At 66.8% G+C, this 20,392-nt stretch carries 17 protein-coding genes and 4 pseudogenes; 14 read left to right on the top strand and 7 right to left on the bottom strand.

Features of this window, described 5'->3' with window-relative positions:
* Positions 1 to 52 precede the first annotated feature (52 nt).
* The gene (locus ACFQE0_RS25365) at positions 53 to 685 is read right to left on the bottom strand and encodes a S24 family peptidase (protein WP_378974609.1); all 633 of its coding nucleotides are present in this window, start codon (positions 683 to 685) and stop codon (positions 53 to 55) included.
* 238 nt (positions 686 to 923) lie between these two features.
* Between ACFQE0_RS25365 and ACFQE0_RS25370 the strand changes: the two genes are divergently transcribed.
* Together ACFQE0_RS25370 and ACFQE0_RS25375 are read left to right on the top strand one after the other, a co-directional pair.
* Positions 924 to 1,274 (top strand): DUF952 domain-containing protein, encoded by a 351-nt coding sequence (locus ACFQE0_RS25370; protein WP_378974611.1) that lies wholly within the window; start codon positions 924 to 926, stop codon positions 1,272 to 1,274.
* A complete protein-coding gene (locus ACFQE0_RS25375; RefSeq protein ID WP_378974614.1) occupies positions 1,271 to 2,344 on the top strand; it encodes a quinone-dependent dihydroorotate dehydrogenase in 1,074 nt (357 codons plus the stop codon). Before ACFQE0_RS25370 ends, ACFQE0_RS25375 begins: the two co-directional genes overlap by 4 nt.
* Here the strand turns inward: ACFQE0_RS25375 and ACFQE0_RS25380 are convergent.
* A pseudogene (locus ACFQE0_RS25380) lies at positions 2,341 to 3,233 on the bottom strand (HpcH/HpaI aldolase/citrate lyase family protein). The gene ACFQE0_RS25375 and the pseudogene ACFQE0_RS25380 sit on opposite strands and share 4 nt — an antisense overlap.
* Positions 3,234 to 3,491: 258 nt before the next feature.
* On the opposite strand from ACFQE0_RS25380, the gene ACFQE0_RS25385 reads away from it, so the two are divergent.
* A complete protein-coding gene (locus tag ACFQE0_RS25385) occupies positions 3,492 to 3,815 on the top strand; it encodes a hypothetical protein (RefSeq protein WP_378974616.1) in 324 nt (107 codons plus the stop codon).
* A gap of 7 nt (positions 3,816 to 3,822) precedes the next feature.
* Here the strand turns inward: ACFQE0_RS25385 and ACFQE0_RS25390 are convergent, their stop codons facing one another.
* Positions 3,823 to 5,094: an MATE family efflux transporter gene (locus ACFQE0_RS25390; protein ID WP_378975701.1), complete on the bottom strand. Its 1,272-nt coding sequence runs from the start codon at positions 5,092 to 5,094 to the stop codon at positions 3,823 to 3,825.
* Positions 5,095 to 5,242: 148 nt separating this feature from the next.
* Positions 5,243 to 5,587, bottom strand: coding sequence for a DUF6460 domain-containing protein (locus ACFQE0_RS25395; protein WP_378974619.1), 345 nt, complete (start codon positions 5,585 to 5,587; stop codon positions 5,243 to 5,245).
* 198 nt (positions 5,588 to 5,785) lie between these two features.
* Between ACFQE0_RS25395 and ACFQE0_RS25400 the strand changes: the two genes are divergently transcribed.
* From ACFQE0_RS25400 to ACFQE0_RS25420, 5 genes and pseudogenes are all read left to right on the top strand, one after another.
* A complete protein-coding gene (locus tag ACFQE0_RS25400; RefSeq protein ID WP_378974621.1) occupies positions 5,786 to 6,742 on the top strand; it encodes an alpha/beta hydrolase in 957 nt (318 codons plus the stop codon).
* Positions 6,739 to 9,241 (top strand): annotated as a pseudogene (locus tag ACFQE0_RS25405) (ligase-associated DNA damage response DEXH box helicase). Before ACFQE0_RS25400 ends, ACFQE0_RS25405 begins: the two are co-directional and overlap by 4 nt.
* Positions 9,242 to 9,294: 53 nt before the next feature.
* A complete protein-coding gene (pdeM, locus tag ACFQE0_RS25410) occupies positions 9,295 to 10,008 on the top strand; it encodes a ligase-associated DNA damage response endonuclease PdeM (protein WP_378974624.1) in 714 nt (237 codons plus the stop codon).
* 236 nt (positions 10,009 to 10,244) lie between these two features.
* Entirely contained in the window at positions 10,245 to 10,670 is a 426-nt protein-coding gene (locus ACFQE0_RS25415; RefSeq protein WP_378974627.1) for a hypothetical protein, read from the top strand.
* 113 nt (positions 10,671 to 10,783) lie between these two features.
* Positions 10,784 to 11,466: pseudogene (locus ACFQE0_RS25420) on the top strand (EAL domain-containing protein).
* Here the strand turns inward: ACFQE0_RS25420 and ACFQE0_RS25425 are convergent.
* Positions 11,450 to 12,389 (bottom strand): annotated as a pseudogene (locus ACFQE0_RS25425) (magnesium transporter CorA family protein). The pseudogenes ACFQE0_RS25420 and ACFQE0_RS25425 overlap by 17 nt on opposite strands.
* A 205-nt stretch (positions 12,390 to 12,594) precedes the next feature.
* Here ACFQE0_RS25425 and groES point away from each other — a divergent pair.
* The 3 genes from groES to ACFQE0_RS25440 all read left to right on the top strand — a co-directional run bounded on the left by groES (position 12,595) and on the right by ACFQE0_RS25440 (position 15,030).
* Positions 12,595 to 12,885: a co-chaperone GroES gene (gene groES / locus ACFQE0_RS25430; protein ID WP_378974629.1), complete on the top strand. Its 291-nt coding sequence runs from the start codon at positions 12,595 to 12,597 to the stop codon at positions 12,883 to 12,885.
* Between the two features lie 88 nt (positions 12,886 to 12,973).
* A complete protein-coding gene (gene groL / locus ACFQE0_RS25435; protein WP_378974632.1) occupies positions 12,974 to 14,614 on the top strand; it encodes a chaperonin GroEL in 1,641 nt (546 codons plus the stop codon).
* A 179-nt stretch (positions 14,615 to 14,793) separates the two neighbouring features.
* Positions 14,794 to 15,030: a hypothetical protein gene (locus ACFQE0_RS25440; RefSeq protein WP_378974634.1), complete on the top strand. Its 237-nt coding sequence runs from the start codon at positions 14,794 to 14,796 to the stop codon at positions 15,028 to 15,030.
* A gap of 39 nt (positions 15,031 to 15,069) precedes the next feature.
* Here the strand turns inward: ACFQE0_RS25440 and ACFQE0_RS25445 are convergent, their stop codons facing one another.
* Both ACFQE0_RS25445 and ACFQE0_RS25450 read right to left on the bottom strand, forming a co-directional pair.
* Positions 15,070 to 16,389, bottom strand: a complete 1,320-nt coding sequence (locus ACFQE0_RS25445) for an HlyC/CorC family transporter (protein WP_378974637.1) — start codon at positions 16,387 to 16,389, stop codon at positions 15,070 to 15,072.
* A 105-nt stretch (positions 16,390 to 16,494) separates the two neighbouring features.
* Positions 16,495 to 17,973 carry a hypothetical protein gene (locus ACFQE0_RS25450; RefSeq protein WP_378974639.1) on the bottom strand — a complete coding sequence of 493 codons (1,479 nt, stop codon included), beginning with the start codon at positions 17,971 to 17,973 and terminating at the stop codon, positions 16,495 to 16,497.
* 248 nt (positions 17,974 to 18,221) lie between these two features.
* Between ACFQE0_RS25450 and ACFQE0_RS25455 the strand changes: the two genes are divergently transcribed.
* The 3 genes from ACFQE0_RS25455 (at position 18,222) to ACFQE0_RS25465 (ending at position 20,330) form a co-directional block, all read left to right on the top strand.
* Entirely contained in the window at positions 18,222 to 18,620 is a 399-nt protein-coding gene (locus tag ACFQE0_RS25455; protein ID WP_378974642.1) for a DUF3775 domain-containing protein, read from the top strand.
* Between the two features lie 13 nt (positions 18,621 to 18,633).
* The gene (locus tag ACFQE0_RS25460) at positions 18,634 to 19,896 is read left to right on the top strand and encodes an App1 family protein (RefSeq protein WP_378974644.1); all 1,263 of its coding nucleotides are present in this window, start codon (positions 18,634 to 18,636) and stop codon (positions 19,894 to 19,896) included.
* Between the two features lie 176 nt (positions 19,897 to 20,072).
* Positions 20,073 to 20,330: a hypothetical protein gene (locus tag ACFQE0_RS25465; RefSeq protein ID WP_378974646.1), complete on the top strand. Its 258-nt coding sequence runs from the start codon at positions 20,073 to 20,075 to the stop codon at positions 20,328 to 20,330.
* Positions 20,331 to 20,392: the final 62 nt, after the last annotated feature.

The raw sequence follows: 20,392 nt of genomic DNA on the forward strand, positions 1-20,392 counted from the left end.
GTCTGAGGAAAGCGATAGCGGCAGCCGCCGCGCCGGTCGAGGGAGGGAGCGCCTACTGCCGGACCCACATGACGCGGGCCATCCACGCGATCTCGCCGATATTCAGCACGCGGTCCTCGTGCTCGGGGTTCAGTGAGGCGAGTTCCACGGTGCGCGCCGTGCGCCGCCGCAACTCCTTCGCCAGCACCTCGCCGCCATGGAGACGGGCGACCACGCGGTCGCCCTTGCGCACGCTCGCCGTGGGGGACACGATGAGCACGTCGCCGTCGCGGAACAGCGGCATCATCGAATCGCCCTGGACTTCGAGGGCGAAGGCCCGCTCCTCGCCAAGATCGGGAAACTCGATCTCCTCCCAGCCGGGGCCGCCGGTCGGCATGCCGTCATCGGTGAAGACGCGGCCCGATCCCGCCTGGGTAAGGCCGATCAGCGGGACCATGGTCCGGGCCGGGACGGCGCGGGCCTCAATCAGGCGCAGGAATTCGTCTAGGCTCGCGCCCGTCGCGGCCAGCACCTTCGAGATCGATTCCGTGGAGGGCCAACGCTTTCGCCCATCGGCGCCGACGCGCTTGGAGCGGTTGAAACTCGTCGCATCGAGCCCGGCCTTGCGCGCGAGCCCCGAGGCCGAATAGCCATGCCGCTCGGCCAAGCGATCGATGGCGTTCCAAATCTGTTCGTGCGACAGCATGCGACCCGCCGAGTCTGGTCAGACCGGTCCAGAGACCCTGGCCGCAGGGATCCGCACCGGACACGACCCGAGAGTCGGCTTGGTTTGAGACGAGCAGCCTACTTCTAGGAAACTAGAACTACCGTCCGCCAATTGCAATCGAGACCCAAGTGACTGTTCGGAAAGACTGGCATCCGCGTCCACACCTGTTGCAGCAGGATGATGCGGCCTCTATCCGACGCCCGCCGGGACCATAAGCATGCCGCTCATTTACAAGATCTGCCCACGCGCCCTGTGGCGCGAAGCCGAGGGCCAGGGCTGTTTCACGGGCGCGCCCGTCGACCTCGCGGACGGGTTCATCCACTTCTCCACCGCCGCACAGGTGGCGGAGACCGCCGCTCGTCACTTCGCGGGACAGGACGATTTGCTCCTCGTCGCCGTCGAGGCGGACCGGCTCGGCCCTGCGCTGCGCTTCGAAGCCTCGCGGGGCGGCGATCTTTTTCCGCATCTCTACGGTGACCTGCCGCTCTCGGCCGCGATGTCCGTCGAGGAGATGCCCCTCGGCCCCGATGGCCGCCACAGCTTCCCGGAGGGAATCCTTCCGCAATGATCGACGCGGCCTTTCCCCTGGTGCGGCCCCTGCTGCACCGGCTCGATGCCGAGCGCGCGCACGACCTGACAATCCGCGCCCTTGCGGCTCTACCCGCTGCTACGCCGCCCGCCGATGATCCGTGCCTTGCTATCGATGTCATCGGACGGCGATTCTCGAACCCGATCGGCCTCGCCGCGGGGTTCGACAAGGGTGCGCGGGTGCCCGATGCCCTGCTCGGTCTTGGCTTCGGCTTCGTTGAGGTCGGCGGGGTCGTGCCCCGGCCGCAGCCCGGCAATCCGAAGCCCCGCGTGTTCCGGCTCGCCGCCGACCGGGCGGTGATCAACCGATTCGGCCTGAACAGCGAAGGGCTCTCCGTGGTGGCCGCGCGCTTGGCGCGACGGGCCGACCGGCCGGGCATCGTGGGTGTGAATATCGGAGCGAACAAGGAGTCGGCCGACCGGCTGGCCGATTACGCCGCCTGTACGGCCGCGCTGGTGCCGCATGTGGCCTTCGTCACCGTCAACGTGTCCTCTCCCAACACACCCGGTCTCCGCGACCTGCAGGGCGAGGCCTTCCTCGATGAGCTTCTGGCTCGCGTGGTGGCTGCCCGCGACGAGGCAGGGAGCCACGCTGCGATTCTCCTGAAAATCGCGCCCGACATGGCCCTCGATGCCCTCGACACGATCTGTGCGACTGCCCTGCGCCGGGGCGTGCAGGCGCTCGTCGTCTCGAACACCACGATCGATCGTCCCGCCACGTTGCGGGAAACGTCGCTTGCGAAGGAGACGGGCGGCCTCTCCGGCAAGCCTCTCTTCGTCCCCGCCACGCGGATGCTGGCGCAGACCTTCCTGCGGGTCGGCTCGTCGATCCCGCTGGTCGGCGTCGGCGGCGTGGATTCGGCCGAAGCGGCATGGACGAAGATCCGTGCGGGGGCGAGCCTCGTGCAGCTCTACTCGGCGCTGGTCTACGAGGGACCCGGCCTCGTCGGGCGGATCAAGCGCGGCCTTGTCGAACGGGTTCGCGCCGAGGGCGGGAACTCCGTCGCGGCCTTCGTTGGCCGCGACGCGCGTGACTTGGCGAAGGGCTAGTACCCCTTCGCCTGGATCGCCTCGGACCAGTTCACGGCGCGGCGGTTCATGGCGAGGTGCTGGCGCTCGTAGAGTCGCCCTTCGAGCTTGATGGCACCGCGCTTGGCGTATTCGGGCTTCTCGAACGCCTCGATCACCATCTTGGCCCGGCGCACCTCCTCCTCCGTGGGGGCGAAGGAGGTGTTGGCGGGCTCGAGCTGGTTGGGGTGGATCAGCGTTTTGCCGTCGAAGCCGAGGTCGCGCGCCTGGCGGCACTCCTCGCGGCAGCCCTCGACGTCGGAGATGTCGTTGAACACGCCGTCGAGGATGGTCAACCCCTCCGAGCGGGCGGCGGCCAGCGCGGTCATCATCCAGGGCAACATGGGAGCGCGGCCGGGGACGATCTTGGCCCAGGTGTCCTTGGACAAATCGTTGGTGCCCAGAACGAGGCATGTCAGCCGGTTACGGCGGTCGCGCTTGGCCTTGGCGATCTCGTAGATGTTGAGGATCGAGGCCGGAGTCTCGATCATCGCCCAGACGTTGATACTCTCTGGCGCGTCCAGGGATTCGAGGCGGTCGGCGATGCTCTCCAGCACGGCCGGAGAGGACACCTTCGGCATCAGGATCGCATCGGGCTTGGCCTCGATGGCGGCGTGCAGGTCCGCCTCCCCCAGGGCGTCTGAGGCGCGTTGACGCGGATGATCAGCTCCCGCTCGCCGTAGCCGCCGCTCTTCACCGCCGCGCAAACCTGCTCGCGGGCGGTATCCTTCTCTTCCGACCCGACTGCATCCTCCAGATCAAGGATGATGCTGTCACAGGGTAGGGACTTCGCCTTCTCCAGCGCGCGCTGATTCGAGCCCGGCATGTACAGCACGCTGCGGCGCAGGCGGAGATCGGTCAGCGTGGCCATCGGTAGAGATCCTTCCCTCGCGGCTCTCCGCCGCTCTTGTCCGTTATCGCCCCATCGCCCGGCCCGTGGTCCTCAGGCTGGTGTGGTCGCGTTGCAGCGCACACTAGACCAGGGAGCCGATCAGGCCATCAGTGTTTTGCCTCCGCCATTGAGGACGCGAAAGGTTTGACACTGGCGCGGGAGCCATTCACGGCCGTGGTTTCGTCACGGTCGCAGAATCTAAGCCCCGGCGAACGCAGTGCAATCTTGGACCTTTTGATGAGACGGACTCTCCCGATCCTGGCGCTCGCCGCCGCCCTTGCCTTGCCGCAGGCGGCTTCGGCGCAAAGCCGCACGACCCTCGGGGTCGGCTCAGGCGCCGTTGCAGGCGCGTTGGTCGGCGGGCCGATCGGAGCCGTCGCCGGGGCGGTGATCGGGGGTGTCATCGGCAATTCGACGGAGCGGGGCGGTCGTCGCCATGTCCGCCGCAACCGCCGCGTCGTCACCGCGCGGCGAGCGCCACAGCGCCGGGCCGAGGCGACGATTCCGCGTGCTGCGCCGGTCGCTTCGGCGTCGGCCACCTCTTGGAAAGATCCGCGCTGATCCGCGCTCAGGCTGTGCGGAAGGTTTTGCGGGCGAGGTTCGGATAGGCGAGGGCTTGTCCGACGCCCCGCGCGGCGAGGAAAATCACGAACGAGATCCAAAGGCCCGGATTGCCAAGCCCGAAGCCTTGGGTCACGGCGATGGCCAAGCCGAACGTCGCAAGCGCGATCAACATCAGGTTGCGCATCGCCCGCGTCCAAGTCGCGCCGATATAGATCCCGTCGTATGCGAAGGCCGCCGCCGCCGCGATGGGCGCAAGAGCCGCGAGCGGCAGGAAGATCCGTGCGGCTTCCCGCACGGTGCCGTTCGTCGTCACGAAGTCGATGAAGGCCGGCCCGCCCGCCAGGGCCAGAAGGCTTACGGCCAGACCGAAGCCCACGCACCAGCGAAGGCTGAGCGAGGCCGCCGCCCGAAAGCGGGCCTCGTCCCGCGCGCCGACGGCTTGACCGCAGAGGGTCTCGGCCGCTGTGGCGAAGCCGTCGAGGAAGAACCCGCCGATCATGAAGAGATTCCACAGGACGGCATTGGCCGCCAGGATCACGTCGCCCTGCCGGGCTCCGAGGGCCGAGAACACGACGATAGCCGCGATGATCGCGAGCGTTCGTAGGATCACATCGACATTCACGCTGAGCGTTCTGCGCAGGGCCGCCGCGTCGCGAATTTCCGTCAGCGGCACCCGGAACGGATGCGAACCGAGCCGGGTGACTACGAAGAGCCCGAGCACCAAGCCCGCCGCCTCCGCGCCCAAGGCCGAGAGGGCGGCGCCCGCGATGCCGAGATCGGCCACGAGCACCAGAGCCAGCGTAAGCGCGATGTTGATGAGATTGATCGCGACTTGAAGCACGAGGCCAAGATCTGTCCGCCCCCGGCCGAGCACTGAGCCAAGCAACGCGTAATTCGCGAGCACGAAGGGCGCGGAGAGAATGCGAATGTGGAAGTAGCTCGAGAGAGCCGCGACCACCGCCGGGCTCGCCCCGCTCACCGCGAAGGCTGCCTGCCCGATAGGCCATTGCAGCAGGGCAATGGCGAGGCCCGCAAGAGCCCCCGCCGCGAGGGCGCGCGCGAGGCTGCGATCGATCTCGGCGCGGTCGCCTGCACCCACCGCCTGCGCGGTCAGCCCCGCGGTCGCCATCCGCAGGGAGCCGAATGACCAGAAGATCGCATCGAAGATGACGGCACCGAGCGAAATGGCGCCGAGCAGGGCAGCATCGCCCAAGCGCCCGATCACCGCTGCCCCGACGAAACCGAGCAGCGGCGTCGTGACGTTGGCCAGCGTCATCGGCAGCGCGAGCGTCAGCACGCGGCGATGGCTGATGGGGGCGGTTGCTGAGAGGGTCACGATGTGATCCCGCGGGCGGATCGAGCTTCAGCCCTCCCGCCGCGCGCGTTGCCGCGTCCGTGCGCTAACGCACGGATGCCTCTCGTCGTCAGCGAGAAACCGCGAAGAGCCGCGAGATCAGCCAGAGCGGCACGACGATGATGGCGCCCGCAATCACCCATCCCGCGACGTCGTTCAACTGCGTCCGTGCGAGGTAGATCAGATCCTGCACCGAATCGACCACGCGCCAGAACAGCAGGCCGGGCGTGACGCCGAGCATCGACATGAATGCGCCGACGAGCACGGACAGAAACAGAAGGCGCAGGAAAACGCCCATGAGCGAGCCGCCCAGGAAGCGCCGCATGGCGGAGGGGGCCGTGCCGGTGCGGTAGGCGGCATGGGGCGGCTCACCGGGCCTTGCCCCCGAATTGCGGCGGTCTTGGTCGAGCAACATCGTCTCTCTCGCTCTGGCGCCTTTGCATCACCGCTGAAGCGGGCATAACCGTGGCCGCTGCACCACAGTGGCGCGAAAGGCGGCGACATCCGCGTCCATGGCGGATTTCCCCGCAACGCCCCAGATGGCAAGCAGAAGGGCGCGCGCCAAGATGCAGGGCAGGCTGCCCGAACCTCGCCGCCCGACAGAGACGAGAGAATGATCGACCACGCCCTGTTCGACCCGGCGACGATCGATCCCGAGACGAAGCGGCTCAATGCCGAGATCGTCGCGGCCCATGCCGCGCAGCCCGACCCCTGGACGCTGCCTATCGAGGAGGTGCGCGCCCGCCGCAGGGCCGGGACCCAGGCCTCCCCGGCCATGCCGCGCAGCGCGCGCGCCGAATGGCTGACGATCGACGGCCCCGAAGGTCCGCTGCGCTTGCGCTGCATCCGCCCGAAGCCGGGCACCAAGCTGCGTGGGGCCTATCTGCACATCCATCGCGGCGGCTGGATCTGGGGTTCGGCTGACGAGCAGGATCCGTGGCTCGAACGGGTGGCCGATACCTGCGGCTTCATCACCCTGTCCGTGGAATACCGGCTTGCCCCCGAGCACCCCTATCCCGCCGCCCTCGTCGATTGCGAGGCCGCCGCCCTCTGGCTCGCCGGAAAGGGCCGGGCCGAACTCGGCGTCAACGCCCTGACCATCGGCGGCGAATCGGTCGGCGCGCATCTCGCCGTGATGGTGATGCTGCGTTTGCGCGACCGTCACGGGCTCGGCCGCGCCTTCCGGGGTGCGAACCTGAATGCGGGCTTCTTCGATCTCGGCCTAACCCCCTCGGTGCGCAACTGGGGCGCGGAACGGCTCGTGGTGAACACCGAGGATCTGACGCGCTTCGCCGACGGCTACGTGCGGGAGGGCATCGACCGTCGCCGTCCCGACGTGTCGCCGATCTACGCCGACCTGAAGGGCCTGCCGCCCGCTTTGTTCACGGTCGGCACCTGCGATCCGCTGCTCGATGACACGCTCTACATGTCGTCGCGCTGGGCGGCCGCCGGGAATGGAGGGCACACGGCGGTCTATCCGGGCGGATGCCACGTCTTCGTGCGCTATCCGGGCGCCATGAGCGAGCGCGCCTTGGAGCTGATTGACCGCTTCCTCATGGCCCTCGCCTGAGCGGCCCGGCGGACGACTTACCTCCGGCCTTCCAGGCGTGGTTCGCCTCGCGGGGCTGGGAGCCCCGCAGCCACCAGATCGGCCTTCTCCGTCTTATCCGGGGCGGGCGCTCGGCCCTGCTCGTCGCCCCCACCGGAGCAGGAAAGACCCTGGCGGGGTTTTTGCCGAGCCTCGTCTCGCTGGCCGAACGTGGCACCGCGAAGGGCAAGAAGGCCGGGCTGCACACGCTCTACGTGTCGCCCCTCAAGGCGCTCGCGGTCGACATCGCCCGCAACCTGGAAGCGCCCATTGCCGGGATGGATCTGCCGATCCGCGTCGAGACCCGAACCGGCGATACCCCGTCCCACAAGCGGACCCGGCAGATCAGCCGCCCGCCGGACATCCTGCTGACTACGCCGGAACAGCTGTCGCTGCTGATCGCCCACCGCGAAGCGGCCGACCTGTTCGCCAACCTCCGCTGCGTGGTGCTCGATGAGTTGCACGCCCTCGTCACGTCGAAGCGCGGCGACCTCCTGTCTCTCGCCCTGGCGCGGCTGCACAAGCTCAGCCCCGATCTCGTCTCGATCGGTCTCTCCGCGACCGTTCGCGAGCCCGACGAATTGCGCCGTTACCTCGTGCCTCAGAAGACCGAGGCGCCGGCGATGGCGGATCTCGTGGTCGTGGCGGGCGGGGCCCGGGCCGATCTGCGCATGCTCGACCTCGGCCGGTCGCTGCCGATCTCCGGTCACACCGCATGGCACTCGATGGAGGCGATCTACGACCTCATCAAGGAGCACCGGACGACGCTGGTCTTCGTCAACACGCGGCTTCAGGCCGAATACACGTTCCAGGAGCTCTGGCGCCTCAACGAGGACACGCTGCCCATCGCCATCCACCACGGCTCGCTCGATGCTGCGCAGAGACGGCGGGTCGAGGCGGCCATGGCGTCGGGGGGCTACGGGCCATCGTCTGCACCGCGACCCTCGATCTCGGCATCGATTGGGGCGATGTCGATCTCGTCGTGAATGTCGGCGCGCCGAAGGGGGCGAGCCGGATCATGCAGCGGATCGGCCGGGCCAACCATCGGATGGACGAGCCGTCCAAGGCCTATCTCGTGCCCGGCAACCGCTTCGAGATGCTGGAATGCCAAGCGGCCCTCGATGCCGTCGAGGAGGCGGCGCAGGACACGCCCGATGCCCGCCAGGGTGCCCTCGACGTGCTGGCCCAGCACGTCCTCGGCATGGCCTGCGCCGATGCCATCGATCCGAACGATCTCTATGACGAGATCGTCTCGGCGGCGCCCTATTCCTGGCTCCCCTGGGAGCGATTCGAGCAGGTCATCGACTACGTGGCGACCGGCGGATACGCGCTGCGCGCCTATGAGCGGTTCGCCAAGATCCTACGCGGACCGGACGGGCTGTGGCGCGTGCGTGATGCGCGGACCGCTCAAGCCTACCGCATGAATGTCGGCACTATCGTCGAGGCGGCCCGCGTGAAGGTGCGCCTCGGCCGAAGCCTGCGGAACAAGCCCGGCACGGTGCTGCCGAAGACCGGCCGGGTGCTCGGCGAGATCGAGGACGAATTCGCCGATACGCTGATCGTGGGCGACACCTTCCTGTTCGCCGGCGAGACCCTGCGCTTCGAGGGGCTGGCCGAGGATGAAGCGCTCGTCACGCGGGCGCCGCCGGGCACCGACCCGGCGATCCCGTCCTATGCCGGTTCGAAGTTCCCGCTCTCGACCTTTCTCGCGGCGCGGGTGCGGGCGCTGATCGCCGATCCGTTCGAATGGGACCGGCTGCCCAAGCAGATCGGCGACTACCTGCTCCAGCAACGCCGCCGTTCGGTCCTGCCGGGAGAGCGCGACCTGCTGGTCGAGACCTTCCCACGCGGCAAGCGGCACTACCTCACCGCCTTCCCGTTCGAGGGGCGGCTCGCGCACCAGACGCTGGGGATGCTCCTGACCCGCCGTCTGGAACGGGCGGGTCTGCGGCCGCTGGGCTTCGCAGCCAACGATTACGGCATCGCCATCTGGATGACCCGCGACGTGTCCGAGCGCGCGGCCTTCGATCCGGATTTCATGACCGAGCTGTTCGGGGAGGACATGCTCGGCGACGACCTCGAAGCGTGGCTCGATGAATCGGCCATGATGAAGCGCACCTTCCGCCAATGTGCGGTGATCGCCGGTCTGATCGAGCGCCACCATCCGGGGCAGAAGAAGACCGGGCGACAGGTGACCATTTCGACCGACCTGATCTTCGACGTGCTGCGGAAGCACGAGCCCGACCACCTGTTGCTCGCCGCCGCGCGCAGGATGCGGCAACCGGACTCCTCGACGTGCGACGCCTCGGTATGATGCTAGAGCGCATCCAGGGGCGAATCATTCATCGTGCCCTCGACCGGGTGTCGCCGCTATCCGTCTCCGTGATGCTGGAGATCGGACGCGAGCGGGTCTACGGCGAGGGAGCGGACGAGATTCTGGCCGAGGCGGAGGCGGAGCTTCTTCAGGAGGCCCTGGCTTGAGCCGAGGCCCGCACGACGGTTCGCCCTCCCCCGATGCGTTAGAGGATGCCCTGGTGGCGGCCGGACTCCGACTCGAGAAGACCCAGAAACACCCGACGATTACCCTCGCCGGAGAAGTGCTTACGCTGGATTTGTGCGGTGGCCTGTGGCTCGAAGCCCACCGGACGCTGATCGTCTCCGATCTTCACCTTGAGAAGGGCTCATCCTTCGCATCCCGGTCAGGCCAGTTCCTGCCGCCCTACGACACCCGCGAGACCCTCGCCTGTCTCCATGAGGCCATCGCCCGGCATGATCCTGCGCGGGTCGTGGCTCTCGGCGATTCCTTCCACGACGCCCGTGGGCCCGAGAGGATGGAGCCCGGCGACCGGGCGATGATCGCCGCTCTTCAGGAGGGCCGCGATTGGGTTTGGATCGCGGGCAACCACGATGCGGCCGTGCAGGAAGGTGTCGGCGGGCGCTATGCAGAGGCGCTGACCCTCGGCAGCCTCGTCCTGCGTCACGAACCCAGCGAGACCGCCGCACCGGGCGAGATCGCGGGGCACCTCCATCCCTGCGGCAAGGTCGCGATGCGCGGGCGCGCCGTACGGCGGCGGTGCTTCGTCACCGATGGCAGCCGCCTGATCATGCCCGCCCTCGGCGCCTTCGCGGGCGGTCTCAACGTCCGCGACAAGGCCTTCGACGCCGCCTTCCCGAAAGGCTTCACCGCCTATCTCCTCGGTGACGGCCGCGTCTTCGCCATCGGTCGGGCGCAACTTGCGCGAGATTAGGCTGCGCGCAAGAGACTTTTCTCTCTAATTTCTGCCGATGCGATGTATCCGGGGCTATGCGTGGTCCCAAACTGGCCTATAACCTTGTACAGTGAGAAGCGGAATTGACGCCGTTTCTCGCGACTTTGCATAAAAGTATACAATAGAGCGTTCGACGGCTGTTATGATAATATTGACGATCATAACATGGTTGTTTAGCGCGTAAGGAACTAAGCTCGTCGGGGGATCGCTGGGACTTGAGCGTGCTGCCGGCCTTTATAGACACCGTGGCGGGTGTAAGCGCAGAGCAGATCCAGAGTATTCTGGGCGCGGTGCGCCGCTATCTTGCGATGGATGTCGGTTTCATCTCCGAGTTTACTCGCGGAAATCGTGTCTTTCGCTTCACGGACGGTGCGGCGGGACAAGATGCAGTGGCCGTAGGCAATTCCGACCCACTGGAGACGACCTTCTGCCACCATGTCGCGGAAGGGACGTTGCCCGGCTTACTGTCGAATGCCCAGACCAATCGGACGGCGGCGGCACTCCCAGCAACGAAAGCTTTCCCCGTCGGGGCCCATCTCAGCGTACCCCTTCGTCATCCGGACGGGACACCCTACGGGACGTCTGCTGCTTTAGTGCCGCGCCCAACCGGCGGCTCGGTGCCCGCGATCTCAATGTCCTGAAAATGTGCGCGGAGGTCGTTGAAGCGGTCCTCGAAAAGGAGCGGCGTGCGGCCTACGCGGTCACGTCCCGCCGAGCCGACATCGCCCGCATCATTGAGGAAGAAGCGATCGAGATGGTGTTTCAGCCATTTTATCGCGTGGCGGATGGGCACCTGACGGGGTTCGAATCTCTGTCGCGCTTTCCAAAGAATCCACAGCGGCAAGTCGATGCGTGGTTCGCCGAGGCGGCCGAGATGGGTCTTGGACTTGAACTCGAATTCCTTGCGGCACGAAAGGCCCTCGCGGCCCTGCCCCATTTGGACGAGACGCTCAAGCTGACGATCAACCTGTCGTATGAGGCGATCCTGAGCGAGCATTTCGCTCGCGTGCTGGAGGGTGTTCCCGTCCACCGGGTGGTGGTCGAACTGACCGAACATGCCGTGGTCGATCGCTACGAGACCCTGCGGCAGGCGCTCGCGCCCTTCGCGCGCGGGGCCTTCGCCTTGCCATCGACGATGTCGGCGCGGGCCATTCGACCTTCCGGCACATCCTCGACCTGAACCCGGAATTCATCAAGCTCGACCGATCCCTGATCCGGGGCCTGAACGAAGATTCCGCCCGCCGGGCGCTGGCCGAAGCGCTGACCCTCTATGGTCGCCGCATCGGCTGCGAGGTGGTCGCCGAGGGTGTCGAGACCGAGGAGGAACTGGCGGTGATCGGCGCGATCGGGATCACGCGCGCGCAGGGCTATCTACTGGGAAGGCCGATGCCCCTGGAGCGGGCAGTCGCCCTACCGCCGGTCAGAACCAGCCCTTGATGCGGAAATAAACGATCGGGATCAGCGCGCTCATTACGATCAGCCCGAGCGCGTAGGGATAGCCGTAGGTCCATTCGAGTTCCGGCATGTGCTTGAAGTTCATGCCGTACATGGATGCAATCAGCGTTGGGGGCACGCCCACCACCGAGACGACCGTGAGAACCCGGAAGACGTTGTTCTGCTCGATGTTGATGAGGCCCAAAGCCGCGTCGAGCAGGAACTGAACGTTTTCCGCGAGCCGCGTCTCGAACTCGTCCAGCGACTCGATATCCTTGCGAGATCGTGTCGAACCGCCCGTCATCGGACAGTTCGAGGCCGTCGCAGGCACTCGCCACGAAAGGCACGATCCGCTCCAGGCCGAGCAGGCTCGCGCGCACTTTGCCCAAGACTTTCCCCCGACGACTGATGGCCCGAAGGATCCGTCGGAGCGCAAGGTCGCGGCGGCGCGGCGGCGCCTCGTCCTGACGCCGCGACGAGCGGGCGCGGACGTCGAAATCGAAGATGCGGCTCGACAAGGCATCGAGATCGGCAGCCATCTCCTCCAGCGCGTCCGCGAGGCTGTCGACCAACTCCTCCAGCAGGACCACGAAAGTCTCGGCCGGATCGCCGCCCTCGCCGTCCTCCTTCAAACGCTCGGCCGCCGAACTGTAGGCGCGGAGATCGTGAAAGCGCACGGTGACGAGGTGATCGCGCGTCAGCAGGAAGCCGAGAGGCTTCAACTGGGAATCCGCCTGTTCGAACGTGATCATTGGCGTCGAAAGCGACAACCCGCCCTTGAGCCGACGAAGGCGGCTCGACGATTCGACCTCGGACAAGGCCTCGCGCGTTGGGATCCGAAGGCCGGTGGCCTCCTCAACGCGTGCCACCTCCTCCGCCGTGGGATCGACCAGGTCGATCCAGACCGGCCCGTGATAGTTCAGCATGTCGGGCTTAGATCCTGGCGGGCGGAAGCCGCGACGCGGCACAGCCGGGTGCGACCATCTTGACTTGGAACCACGCGATGGCTATCTCGCCGTCGCGTTGGCACTCGTCGAATGAGAGTGCTAACAAAGGTGCTAACTATGGGGTCGAGGCGACCTGCCGGGCCGCATCAACGCCATCTCCAGACCTGAAGCAAGAGGGCAGCTCATGAAGTTCCGTCCGCTGCACGACCGTGTGGTCGTCCGCCGCATCGAGAGCGAAGAGAGGACGAAGGGCGGGATCATCATCCCCGATTCCGCCAAGGAGAAGCCGCAAGAGGGCGAAGTGATCGCCGTCGGCGCCGGCGCCCGTGACGAGAACGGCCGGGTGAACCCGCTCGACGTCAAGGCCGGTGACCGCGTGCTGTTCGGCAAGTGGTCCGGCACCGAGGTCAAGATCGACGGTGAGGATCTCCTCATCATGAAGGAGTCGGACATCATGGGCGTCGTCGCCCTCTGATCGTCGGCGTTCGACCGCACAGGCTTTTCAAGCCCCTTTGAGGCCGCTTCAGGCCTCGGGGCCATCCTCGAACCGAAAGAGCTAGGACATGGCAGCGAAAGACGTTCGTTTCTCCGCCGACGCCCGCGACAAGATGCTTCGCGGCGTCGATATCCTTGCGGACGCCGTCAAGGTGACGCTCGGCCCGAAGGGCCGCAACGTCGTGATCGAGAAGAGCTTCGGCGCCCCGCGCATCACCAAGGACGGTGTGACGGTCGCCAAGGAGATCGAGCTCGCCGACCGTTTCGAGAACATGGGCGCCCAGATGGTGCGCGAAGTGGCCTCGAAGACCAACGACATCGCCGGTGACGGCACCACCACCGCGACCGTGCTGGCCCAGGCCATCGTTCGCGAGGGCGCCAAGTACGTAGCCGCCGGCATCAACCCGATGGACCTGAAGCGCGGCATCGACCTCGCCACCCAGGCCGCCGTGAAGGACATCACCTCGCGCGCCAAGAAGGTCTCGACCTCCGATGAGGTCGCCCAGGTCGGCACGATCTCCGCCAATGGCGACAAGGAGATCGGCGAGATGATCGCCCACGCCATGCAGAAGGTGGGCAACGAAGGCGTCATCACCGTCGAGGAGGCCAAGACCGCCGAGACCGAGCTGGACGTCGTCGAGGGCATGCAGTTCGATCGCGGCTACCTCTCCCCGTACTTCATCACGAACGCGGAGAAGATGGTCGCCGAGCTCGAGGATCCCTACATCCTCATCCACGAGAAGAAGCTCTCGTCGCTCCAGGCCATGCTGCCGGTGCTCGAGGCCGTCGTTCAGACCGGCAAGCCGCTCCTGATCATCGCCGAGGACATCGAGGGTGAGGCGCTCGCCACGCTCGTCGTGAACAAGCTCCGCGGCGGCCTGAAGGTCGCGGCCGTGAAGGCTCCGGGCTTCGGTGATCGCCGCAAGGCGATGCTCGAGGACATCGCGATCCTGACCAAGGGCCAGATGATCGCCGAGGACCTCGGCATCAAGCTCGAGAACGTCTCGCTCCCGATGCTCGGCCGCGCCAAGCGCGTCCGCATCGAGAAGGAGAACACCACGATCATCGACGGTATCGGCGAGAAGTCGGACATCGAGGGCCGTATCTCGCAGATCAAGGCGCAGATCGAGGAGACCACCTCGGACTACGACCGTGAGAAGCTCCAGGAGCGTCTGGCCAAGCTCGCGGGCGGCGTCGCGGTGATCCGCGTCGGCGGCGCGACCGAGGTGGAGGTGAAGGAGAAGAAGGACCGCGTCGACGACGCGCTCAACGCCACCCGCGCTGCGGTGGAAGAGGGCATCGTTCCCGGCGGCGGCACCGCCCTGCTCCGCGCCAAGAAGGCGGTCTCCGAGCTGAAGTCCGACATCCCGGACGTCCAGGCCGGCATCAAGATCGTCCTGAAGGCCCTTGAGGCCCCGATCCGCCAGATCGCCAGCAACGCTGGTGTCGAGGGCTCGATCGTGGTCGGCAAGATCACCGACAAGACGGACTCCGAGACCTTCGGCTTCAACGCCCAGACCGAAGAGTACGTCGACATGATCCAGGCCGGTATCGTGGACCCGGCCAAGGTCGTCCGCACCGCCCTGCAGGATGCCGCCTCGGTGGCTGGCCTGCTGGTGACGACGGAGGCCATGGTCGCCGACGCGCCGAAGAAGGACAGCCCTGCTCCGGCAATGCCGGGCGGCGGCATGGGCGGCATGGACTTCTAAGTCCTGCGCCATCCGATTGGATGAGGAAGGGGGTCGCCGAAAGGCGGCCCCTTTTCTTTGCCCGGTGGGCACCATGGCTCACGGTTGAGCCTGACATTCCTTTTGAAGATGTACAAAAAACGCAGGTTAAGGCAATCTAGATCAATGCGCGTTTTCGGCGAGCGTTATCAACTCACGCTATGGCTCAGACCGATTCCCCTTCCGGCCATTTCGTCGTCTCTGCGAAGAGCAGTGAAGGTTACGTGCAGCAGACCCGCAAGGTCGCTGCCAGCGCCATCGTCCTCGCACTGTCGTGGCGTGAATCCGGACATACCGAGGTCACGGTGATCGATCCGACGGGCAAGCCTCTGAGCCCGGAAACCTACCGGAACGCAGCGATGCAGCGGATCGAACATGGGCACCGCCCCCGCTGGTAGCCGCTACGCGGAGAGATGCTGGCGGACGATGCTCGGGTGTCAGCGGTCGGCTTCGCGATGCTCGAGCAGAGGCGTCGCGGGATTGGCCCCGGTGAGGGGCGTGATCTTCAGCGTCGTGATCCGGTTCTTCGCCTTGCGGAGCACCTGAAACCGGAAACCGTGGAAATTGAAGGCGGTGCCCTGGTCGGGGATCGTCCGCGCCTCGTGAATCACGAGGCCCGCGATGGTGGTGGCCTCGTCGTCCGGCAGGTTCCAGTCCATGGCGCGATTGAGGTCGCGGATCGGCACCCCACCGTCGACATTCACCGAGCCATCGACCTGAATGCGCACGCCGGAGACGGTCACGTCGTGCTCGTCCGCGATATCGCCGACGATTTCTTCCAGGATGTCTTCGAGGGTTACGAGGCCCATCACCTCGCCGTACTCGTCCACGACGAGGGCGAAGTGCGTTTTCTTCGAGAGGAACGCTTTGAGCTGCGCGCGCAGCGTCGTCATGCCGGGCACGAACCACGTTTCCAGGGCAAGCTCCTCGACCTTGAGGCCGGAAGCGTCGCCGCCCGCAGCGTCAAGGGCGCGGAGCAAGTCCTTGGCATGAAGCACGCCGACGATGTTCTCCGGCGTGCCGCGCCACAGGGGCATGCGGGTGTAGGGTGAGGACAGCACCGCCCTGACGATGTCCTCGGAGGGCATGTCGGCATCGATGGCGCGCATCTTGGTGCGGTGGACCATGACGTCCGAGACGGAGAGATTCGACAGGTCGAGCAGGCCGCCGAGCATGTCGCGCTCGGCACGCTCGACCCCGCCCTCGCGATGAAGCAGTGCCACCTGCCCGCGGATCTCCTCCGCAGCGGTAAGGATCGATTGGTGCTCGCCGATGGTGACGCCGAACGGCTTGAGCATGAGGCGGACGAGCTGCTCGATGGCGAGCGCAGGCGGCCCCATCAGCGCCACGGCAAAGGCCACGGGCCTCGCGATCAAAAGGGCGATCTTATCGGGGTTCGAGATGGCGAGGGTCTTCGGCAGCACTTCGGCGAAGACGATGACGAGCACCGACATCCCGATCGTGGCGTAGATGACGCCGCTCTTGCCGAAGATCGCCGTCAGCACGCTCGTCGTGAAGGCCGAGGCCCCGATGGCGACGATGTTGTAGCCGATCAACATCGCGCCGATGAACCGCTCACGGATCGCGAGGATGCGGTTCACGATGCTGGCTCGGGGATCGCCGCCCTGTTCCAGGGCATGCATCCGCGCCCGGGAGGCAGCGGTGAAGGCCGTCTCCGCGCCCGCGAAGAACGCCGAGAGGACGAGCGAGATCACCACGATGCTCGCGGCGAACCAGAGATCTGTACCAGTGTCCATCGGGCCGATCTGACGCGCCGCCCCTCGGCGCTGCGGGAGCCATATACGCCCCCGCGATGCCGGATGCATGCCGGGTGCCGCTGAAGTGAAATTTTCCTCGCGCGGTCAGCGTTCCGCTGCGCGTCGCACCGTCCACGTCGCCCAATAGACCGGCCGCCCGTAGACCTTTGATCCCGTCGAGCCGCCCGCGCCGGGGGCAAGGCGATCGACCCAGGTCAGCAGGCCGGATTTGCCCGCATAACTCGCGGGCAGGTCGAGATTGCCGTGGGCGTCGGTCATCCAGAAATGCGCGGCGCGGTCGAACCGCCCGGCCCCGTTCCCACCGGAGCGGAGGCCGAGATAAGCGGTGGAGCGCCCAGCTTCGACGGGGTCCGCGTAAAGCGTCAACGCACCGATTCCGGCCGGGTCGAGATCGGCCGTGTATTGCAGACAGATATCGGCCACCGGTCCGCCCGGAGCGTTGGCCGGACGGCTGCAGGTGTAGGAAACGGCCCAGCGCGAGGCACCCTTTGCGCGGGCGACGCGCACGAGACTGTTCGGCGGAAGAGCACCGCCGAGACGGCGCGGGCGCGACCAAACTTTATCGACGGCAAGATCGGTGGCCGTGCGCAGGAATAGACCCATCCGGCGCTTCTCCGGTGGCAGGTTGCAATCCTCCGGCAGCACATCCGTGTAGAAGTAGTGATAGGTTTGCTCGACGATGCTGATCGAGCCCACGAGCCCCTGGGTCTCGAACGGCATGGCCGCGCAGGCCGAGCGGACGGGCTTGCCCTCCTCATCCAGCACGACAGCCGGTTCCAGGGGCGAACGGCGCTTCCTGTCCTTCTCCTGGTTCACGGGCACCCAAGCGAGGTTTCCACTCTCGTCGCGGGTGCGGATCTCGAAATTCGCGAAATCGAGTGTGCGCGCCTCGATCTGGACGCGGCGGAGGGAAACCGGCGTCGCGGGCTCAGACCATTCGCGCTGACGGCGTCCGCGCCTGCGCCGGGGCCTGTCCTCGTTCGCTTCGGTCGCGGCCTCGGCAACGGGAGCCTCCTGCCCGAGCAGGAAGACGTAAGAGTACTCCTCTCCCGCCCAGTCCCGTCCCGCTACTGCGATCGGGTCGCGAGGGCCGATACCCTCGCGGACCTGCGCCGGCGGCTCGTCGCCGTCACGATCGCGCCCGCGACGGCGGCGCTTCGTCTGCTTGTCCTTCTCCGGCAGCGTCACGCCGAAGCGGATCTGCGACGGGGGCAGGATGGTCGCGAGTTGCTCCGGGCTGCGGCCGGTATGCAGCGCGCCGCCATCGCGGTCGTCCGTGGCCATCCGCTCGGGGCAATCCTCGCCCCGCCGTGTCTTGCCGAGCGGGCTCTCGCCTTGGAAGACGAACTCGATCGGCCCGTCCGCGGGCGTCTTTTGAAGCCGAAGCAATTGCACGCCGCGCACGAAGGAGCAGGCAGGCGGCGCGGCGAGGACCCCTTCCGCTTCGCTGCCGTCGCGGCAAATTTCCAGACTGCCACCGGCGGTGAGAAAACAGGTCGGCGCGCTGCCGTCATAGGTCGGCCGCGCCTGTGCCGGGGCGGCGAGCCATCCTGAAAGGATCACGGCCGATCCTAGCGCCCAAACGGGCGTCCGGCAGTGGCGGGTCACGGGGCGGGTGAAAGCTTTCGTCGTCATCGGCGACATGCAAGCCCCAGAGGGGCTGCTTCGTTCCGCTCAAGGTTGTGGACCCCGCACTTTGCCTCCGCCCGGCCGTGCCGCACGTGTCCGAGCGAACCGCCGCGCGCCTCGACCGTTGTGCGGCTCATGGGGCCGTGATCGGCCCGGTTCACATGCGTCCTCGGGAGACCTTCATGGATATCGCCGCCGATACCGTCGCCGACATCGTCATCCGCCTGCGTGCGATCGAGGTGAAAGAGGGCGCCACAGACCCGGATTCCGGCTCGAACCCCATCGATGACGGGGCGACCGACGTGCTTGTCTCCGGCACGGACGATGCCACCGAATCCGAGGTGCGGAGCATGATCGCGGGCCTCGACGACGATTCCCGCGCCGAACTTCTGGCCCTTCTCTATGTCGGGCGCGGCGACATGGAGCCCGAGGAATGGGATGCCGCCGTGAAGTTCGCCAGCGAGCGCGAAGCCGTCGGCGAGGGTGCGATCAAGGAACTGCTCGGCACGCCCGATGCCGGCGACCTACTGGAGGAAGGGCTCGACGCGCTCGGCCTCACCCCCGAACTTCCCCAGGCATGATGGCCTGAGAGCGATGGAGAGCCGCACCCGCCGGGCCGCGCGGAAAGCTTTGCGCGTCGTCGCTCGCCCGGTCCGGCGGGCGCAGGGGCGTGGCGGCCTCGTGGTTGAACCCTATCGCGGCTACGGCTCGGCGGATGAGATCTTCCTGATCGGCCGCGTCTTCCGGCAATCGCCCGATATCCCGGGCGAGGACCCGGATTCCTGGCGCGCCCAGTGGCGGGACGTTCGCCGCCGCATCTCCCGCCGGACGGTGGCGGGGGCCACGATCCTCGCTCGGTTCGGCGGTACGGAATGCGAGGCCGTGACCGACCGTGACGGATATTTCCGCGTGCACTTGCGCCCGCGACACCTGCCGCCTGTCGAGGGTCCCTGGCATGAGGTGGATCTGCTTATGCAGGCCGATCCGCCGATCCCGGCCAAGGCAGAGGTGTACATCCCAACCGCGGGATGTGGCTTCGTCGTCGTCAGCGACATTGACGACACGGTGATGCGCACGGGCGTCGCCAACAAGATGAAGATGCTCTGGCGGCTGTTCGTTGAGGACGCCGAGAGTCGCGTCGCCTTCCCCGGCGTGGCCTCGCTCTACCGGGGCCTGCATGGCGGCGCGAGCGGGGGCGAGGGCAATCCCATGCTGTACGTCTCGCGGGCGCCTTGGGGCCTCTACGACATGCTCACGGAGTTCTTCCGGAGCCACGACATCCCGGCCGGGCCGGTTCTGTTCCTGCGGGAATGGGGCCTGTCCTGGACCCACCCCCTCCCCCGGAAGGCCGAGGACCACAAGCAGGCCCTCATCCGCCATATGCTCGACCTCTATCGCGACCGTCCGTTCGTCCTGATCGGCGACAGCGGACAGCACGACCCCGAAGTCTATGCGCAGATCGTGGCTGACCATCCGGGGCGGGTGAAGGCGGTCTATATCCGCAACGTTTCGCGCGATGCCGCGCGGACCGAAGAGGTGGTGCGCTTGGCCGGCGCCGTCGCGGCGACGGGATCGAGCCTCGTCCTCGCCGCCGACAGCATCGCCATCGCCCAGCACGCGGCGGGTTTGGGGCTCATCACGCGAGAGGCCGCACGTGCCGTGGCCGAGGAGCACTCGGTGAGCCAGGCGCCACCGCCCTGCGCCGAAACGGTGCGCCTCGTTCCCGCCTCGGATGACGACGGAACGGCGCTGGCCCCCGACGTGATTGCCGCCTTTGCCGACGAGGCTGAGGTGCCGGCGACGGTGGTCGTCTCCCCGCCAGAGGCGCGCAGGACGGCGCCGATCACGGGAGTGTGAAGGCACCAAAGCGCGTCTCAGGTGTCATTCCGCTCGTGCGACGCCGGCCGGAAGATGTTTGTAAAGGATGAGCTGATTGCTGCAACGCAGCATTTCCGAGAATGCACTTCTCTGGACAGTTCTGATTCTTAGGTTCGCACCCTTCCGAGCCGCCTGCCCCCTGGTGGAGACGCTGCATGCAGACCTACACCCTTGCGATCGCCGACGGCGTTCTGTTCGCTTGCCTTCCCGATGGCGGCGACATCGCCGCCGCCATCGATGACGCGACCGCCGTAAGCTATGGCGCCGGGCTGTCCCTCGATATCGTCCGGGGCACGGTGCTCACCGACGCCGCCGGTCCCGGGGACGAGATTGTGTGGCGGGAAAGCTCGGACAGTGAATTGCTGGACGAGGACGGTCGGCGTTACCGTTACGCCGTGCGCCGCCATTCCTGATAGGCTCAGCGGAAGCCTCGGCAGATAGCGCTTTTTTCGGCGTGTTCTGGTACAAAGATAGA

Origin of the sequence: Methylobacterium komagatae, from assembly GCF_042661665.1 — a bacterium.
GTDB classification, from domain to species: domain Bacteria; phylum Pseudomonadota; class Alphaproteobacteria; order Rhizobiales; family Beijerinckiaceae; genus Methylobacterium; species Methylobacterium komagatae.

Bases quoted from the DNA above. Each gene is read 5' to 3' on its own strand.
- ACFQE0_RS25365 (WP_378974609.1), bottom strand. From the start codon at position 685: ATGCTGTCGCACGAACAGATTTGGAACGCCATCGATCGCTTGGCCGAG.
- ACFQE0_RS25370 (WP_378974611.1), top strand. From the start codon at position 924: ATGCCGCTCATTTACAAGATCTGCCCACGCGCCCTGTGGCGCGAAGCC.
- ACFQE0_RS25375 (WP_378974614.1), top strand. From the start codon at position 1,271: ATGATCGACGCGGCCTTTCCCCTGGTGCGGCCCCTGCTGCACCGGCTC.
- ACFQE0_RS25385 (WP_378974616.1), top strand. From the start codon at position 3,492: ATGAGACGGACTCTCCCGATCCTGGCGCTCGCCGCCGCCCTTGCCTTG.
- ACFQE0_RS25390 (WP_378975701.1), bottom strand. From the start codon at position 5,094: ATGACGCTGGCCAACGTCACGACGCCGCTGCTCGGTTTCGTCGGGGCA.
- ACFQE0_RS25395 (WP_378974619.1), bottom strand. From the start codon at position 5,587: ATGTTGCTCGACCAAGACCGCCGCAATTCGGGGGCAAGGCCCGGTGAG.
- ACFQE0_RS25400 (WP_378974621.1), top strand. From the start codon at position 5,786: ATGATCGACCACGCCCTGTTCGACCCGGCGACGATCGATCCCGAGACG.
- groES (WP_378974629.1), top strand. From the start codon at position 12,595: ATGAAGTTCCGTCCGCTGCACGACCGTGTGGTCGTCCGCCGCATCGAG.
- groL (WP_378974632.1), top strand. From the start codon at position 12,974: ATGGCAGCGAAAGACGTTCGTTTCTCCGCCGACGCCCGCGACAAGATG.
- ACFQE0_RS25440 (WP_378974634.1), top strand. From the start codon at position 14,794: ATGGCTCAGACCGATTCCCCTTCCGGCCATTTCGTCGTCTCTGCGAAG.
- ACFQE0_RS25445 (WP_378974637.1), bottom strand. From the start codon at position 16,389: ATGGACACTGGTACAGATCTCTGGTTCGCCGCGAGCATCGTGGTGATC.
- ACFQE0_RS25455 (WP_378974642.1), top strand. From the start codon at position 18,222: ATGGATATCGCCGCCGATACCGTCGCCGACATCGTCATCCGCCTGCGT.
- ACFQE0_RS25460 (WP_378974644.1), top strand. From the start codon at position 18,634: ATGGAGAGCCGCACCCGCCGGGCCGCGCGGAAAGCTTTGCGCGTCGTC.
- ACFQE0_RS25465 (WP_378974646.1), top strand. From the start codon at position 20,073: ATGCAGACCTACACCCTTGCGATCGCCGACGGCGTTCTGTTCGCTTGC.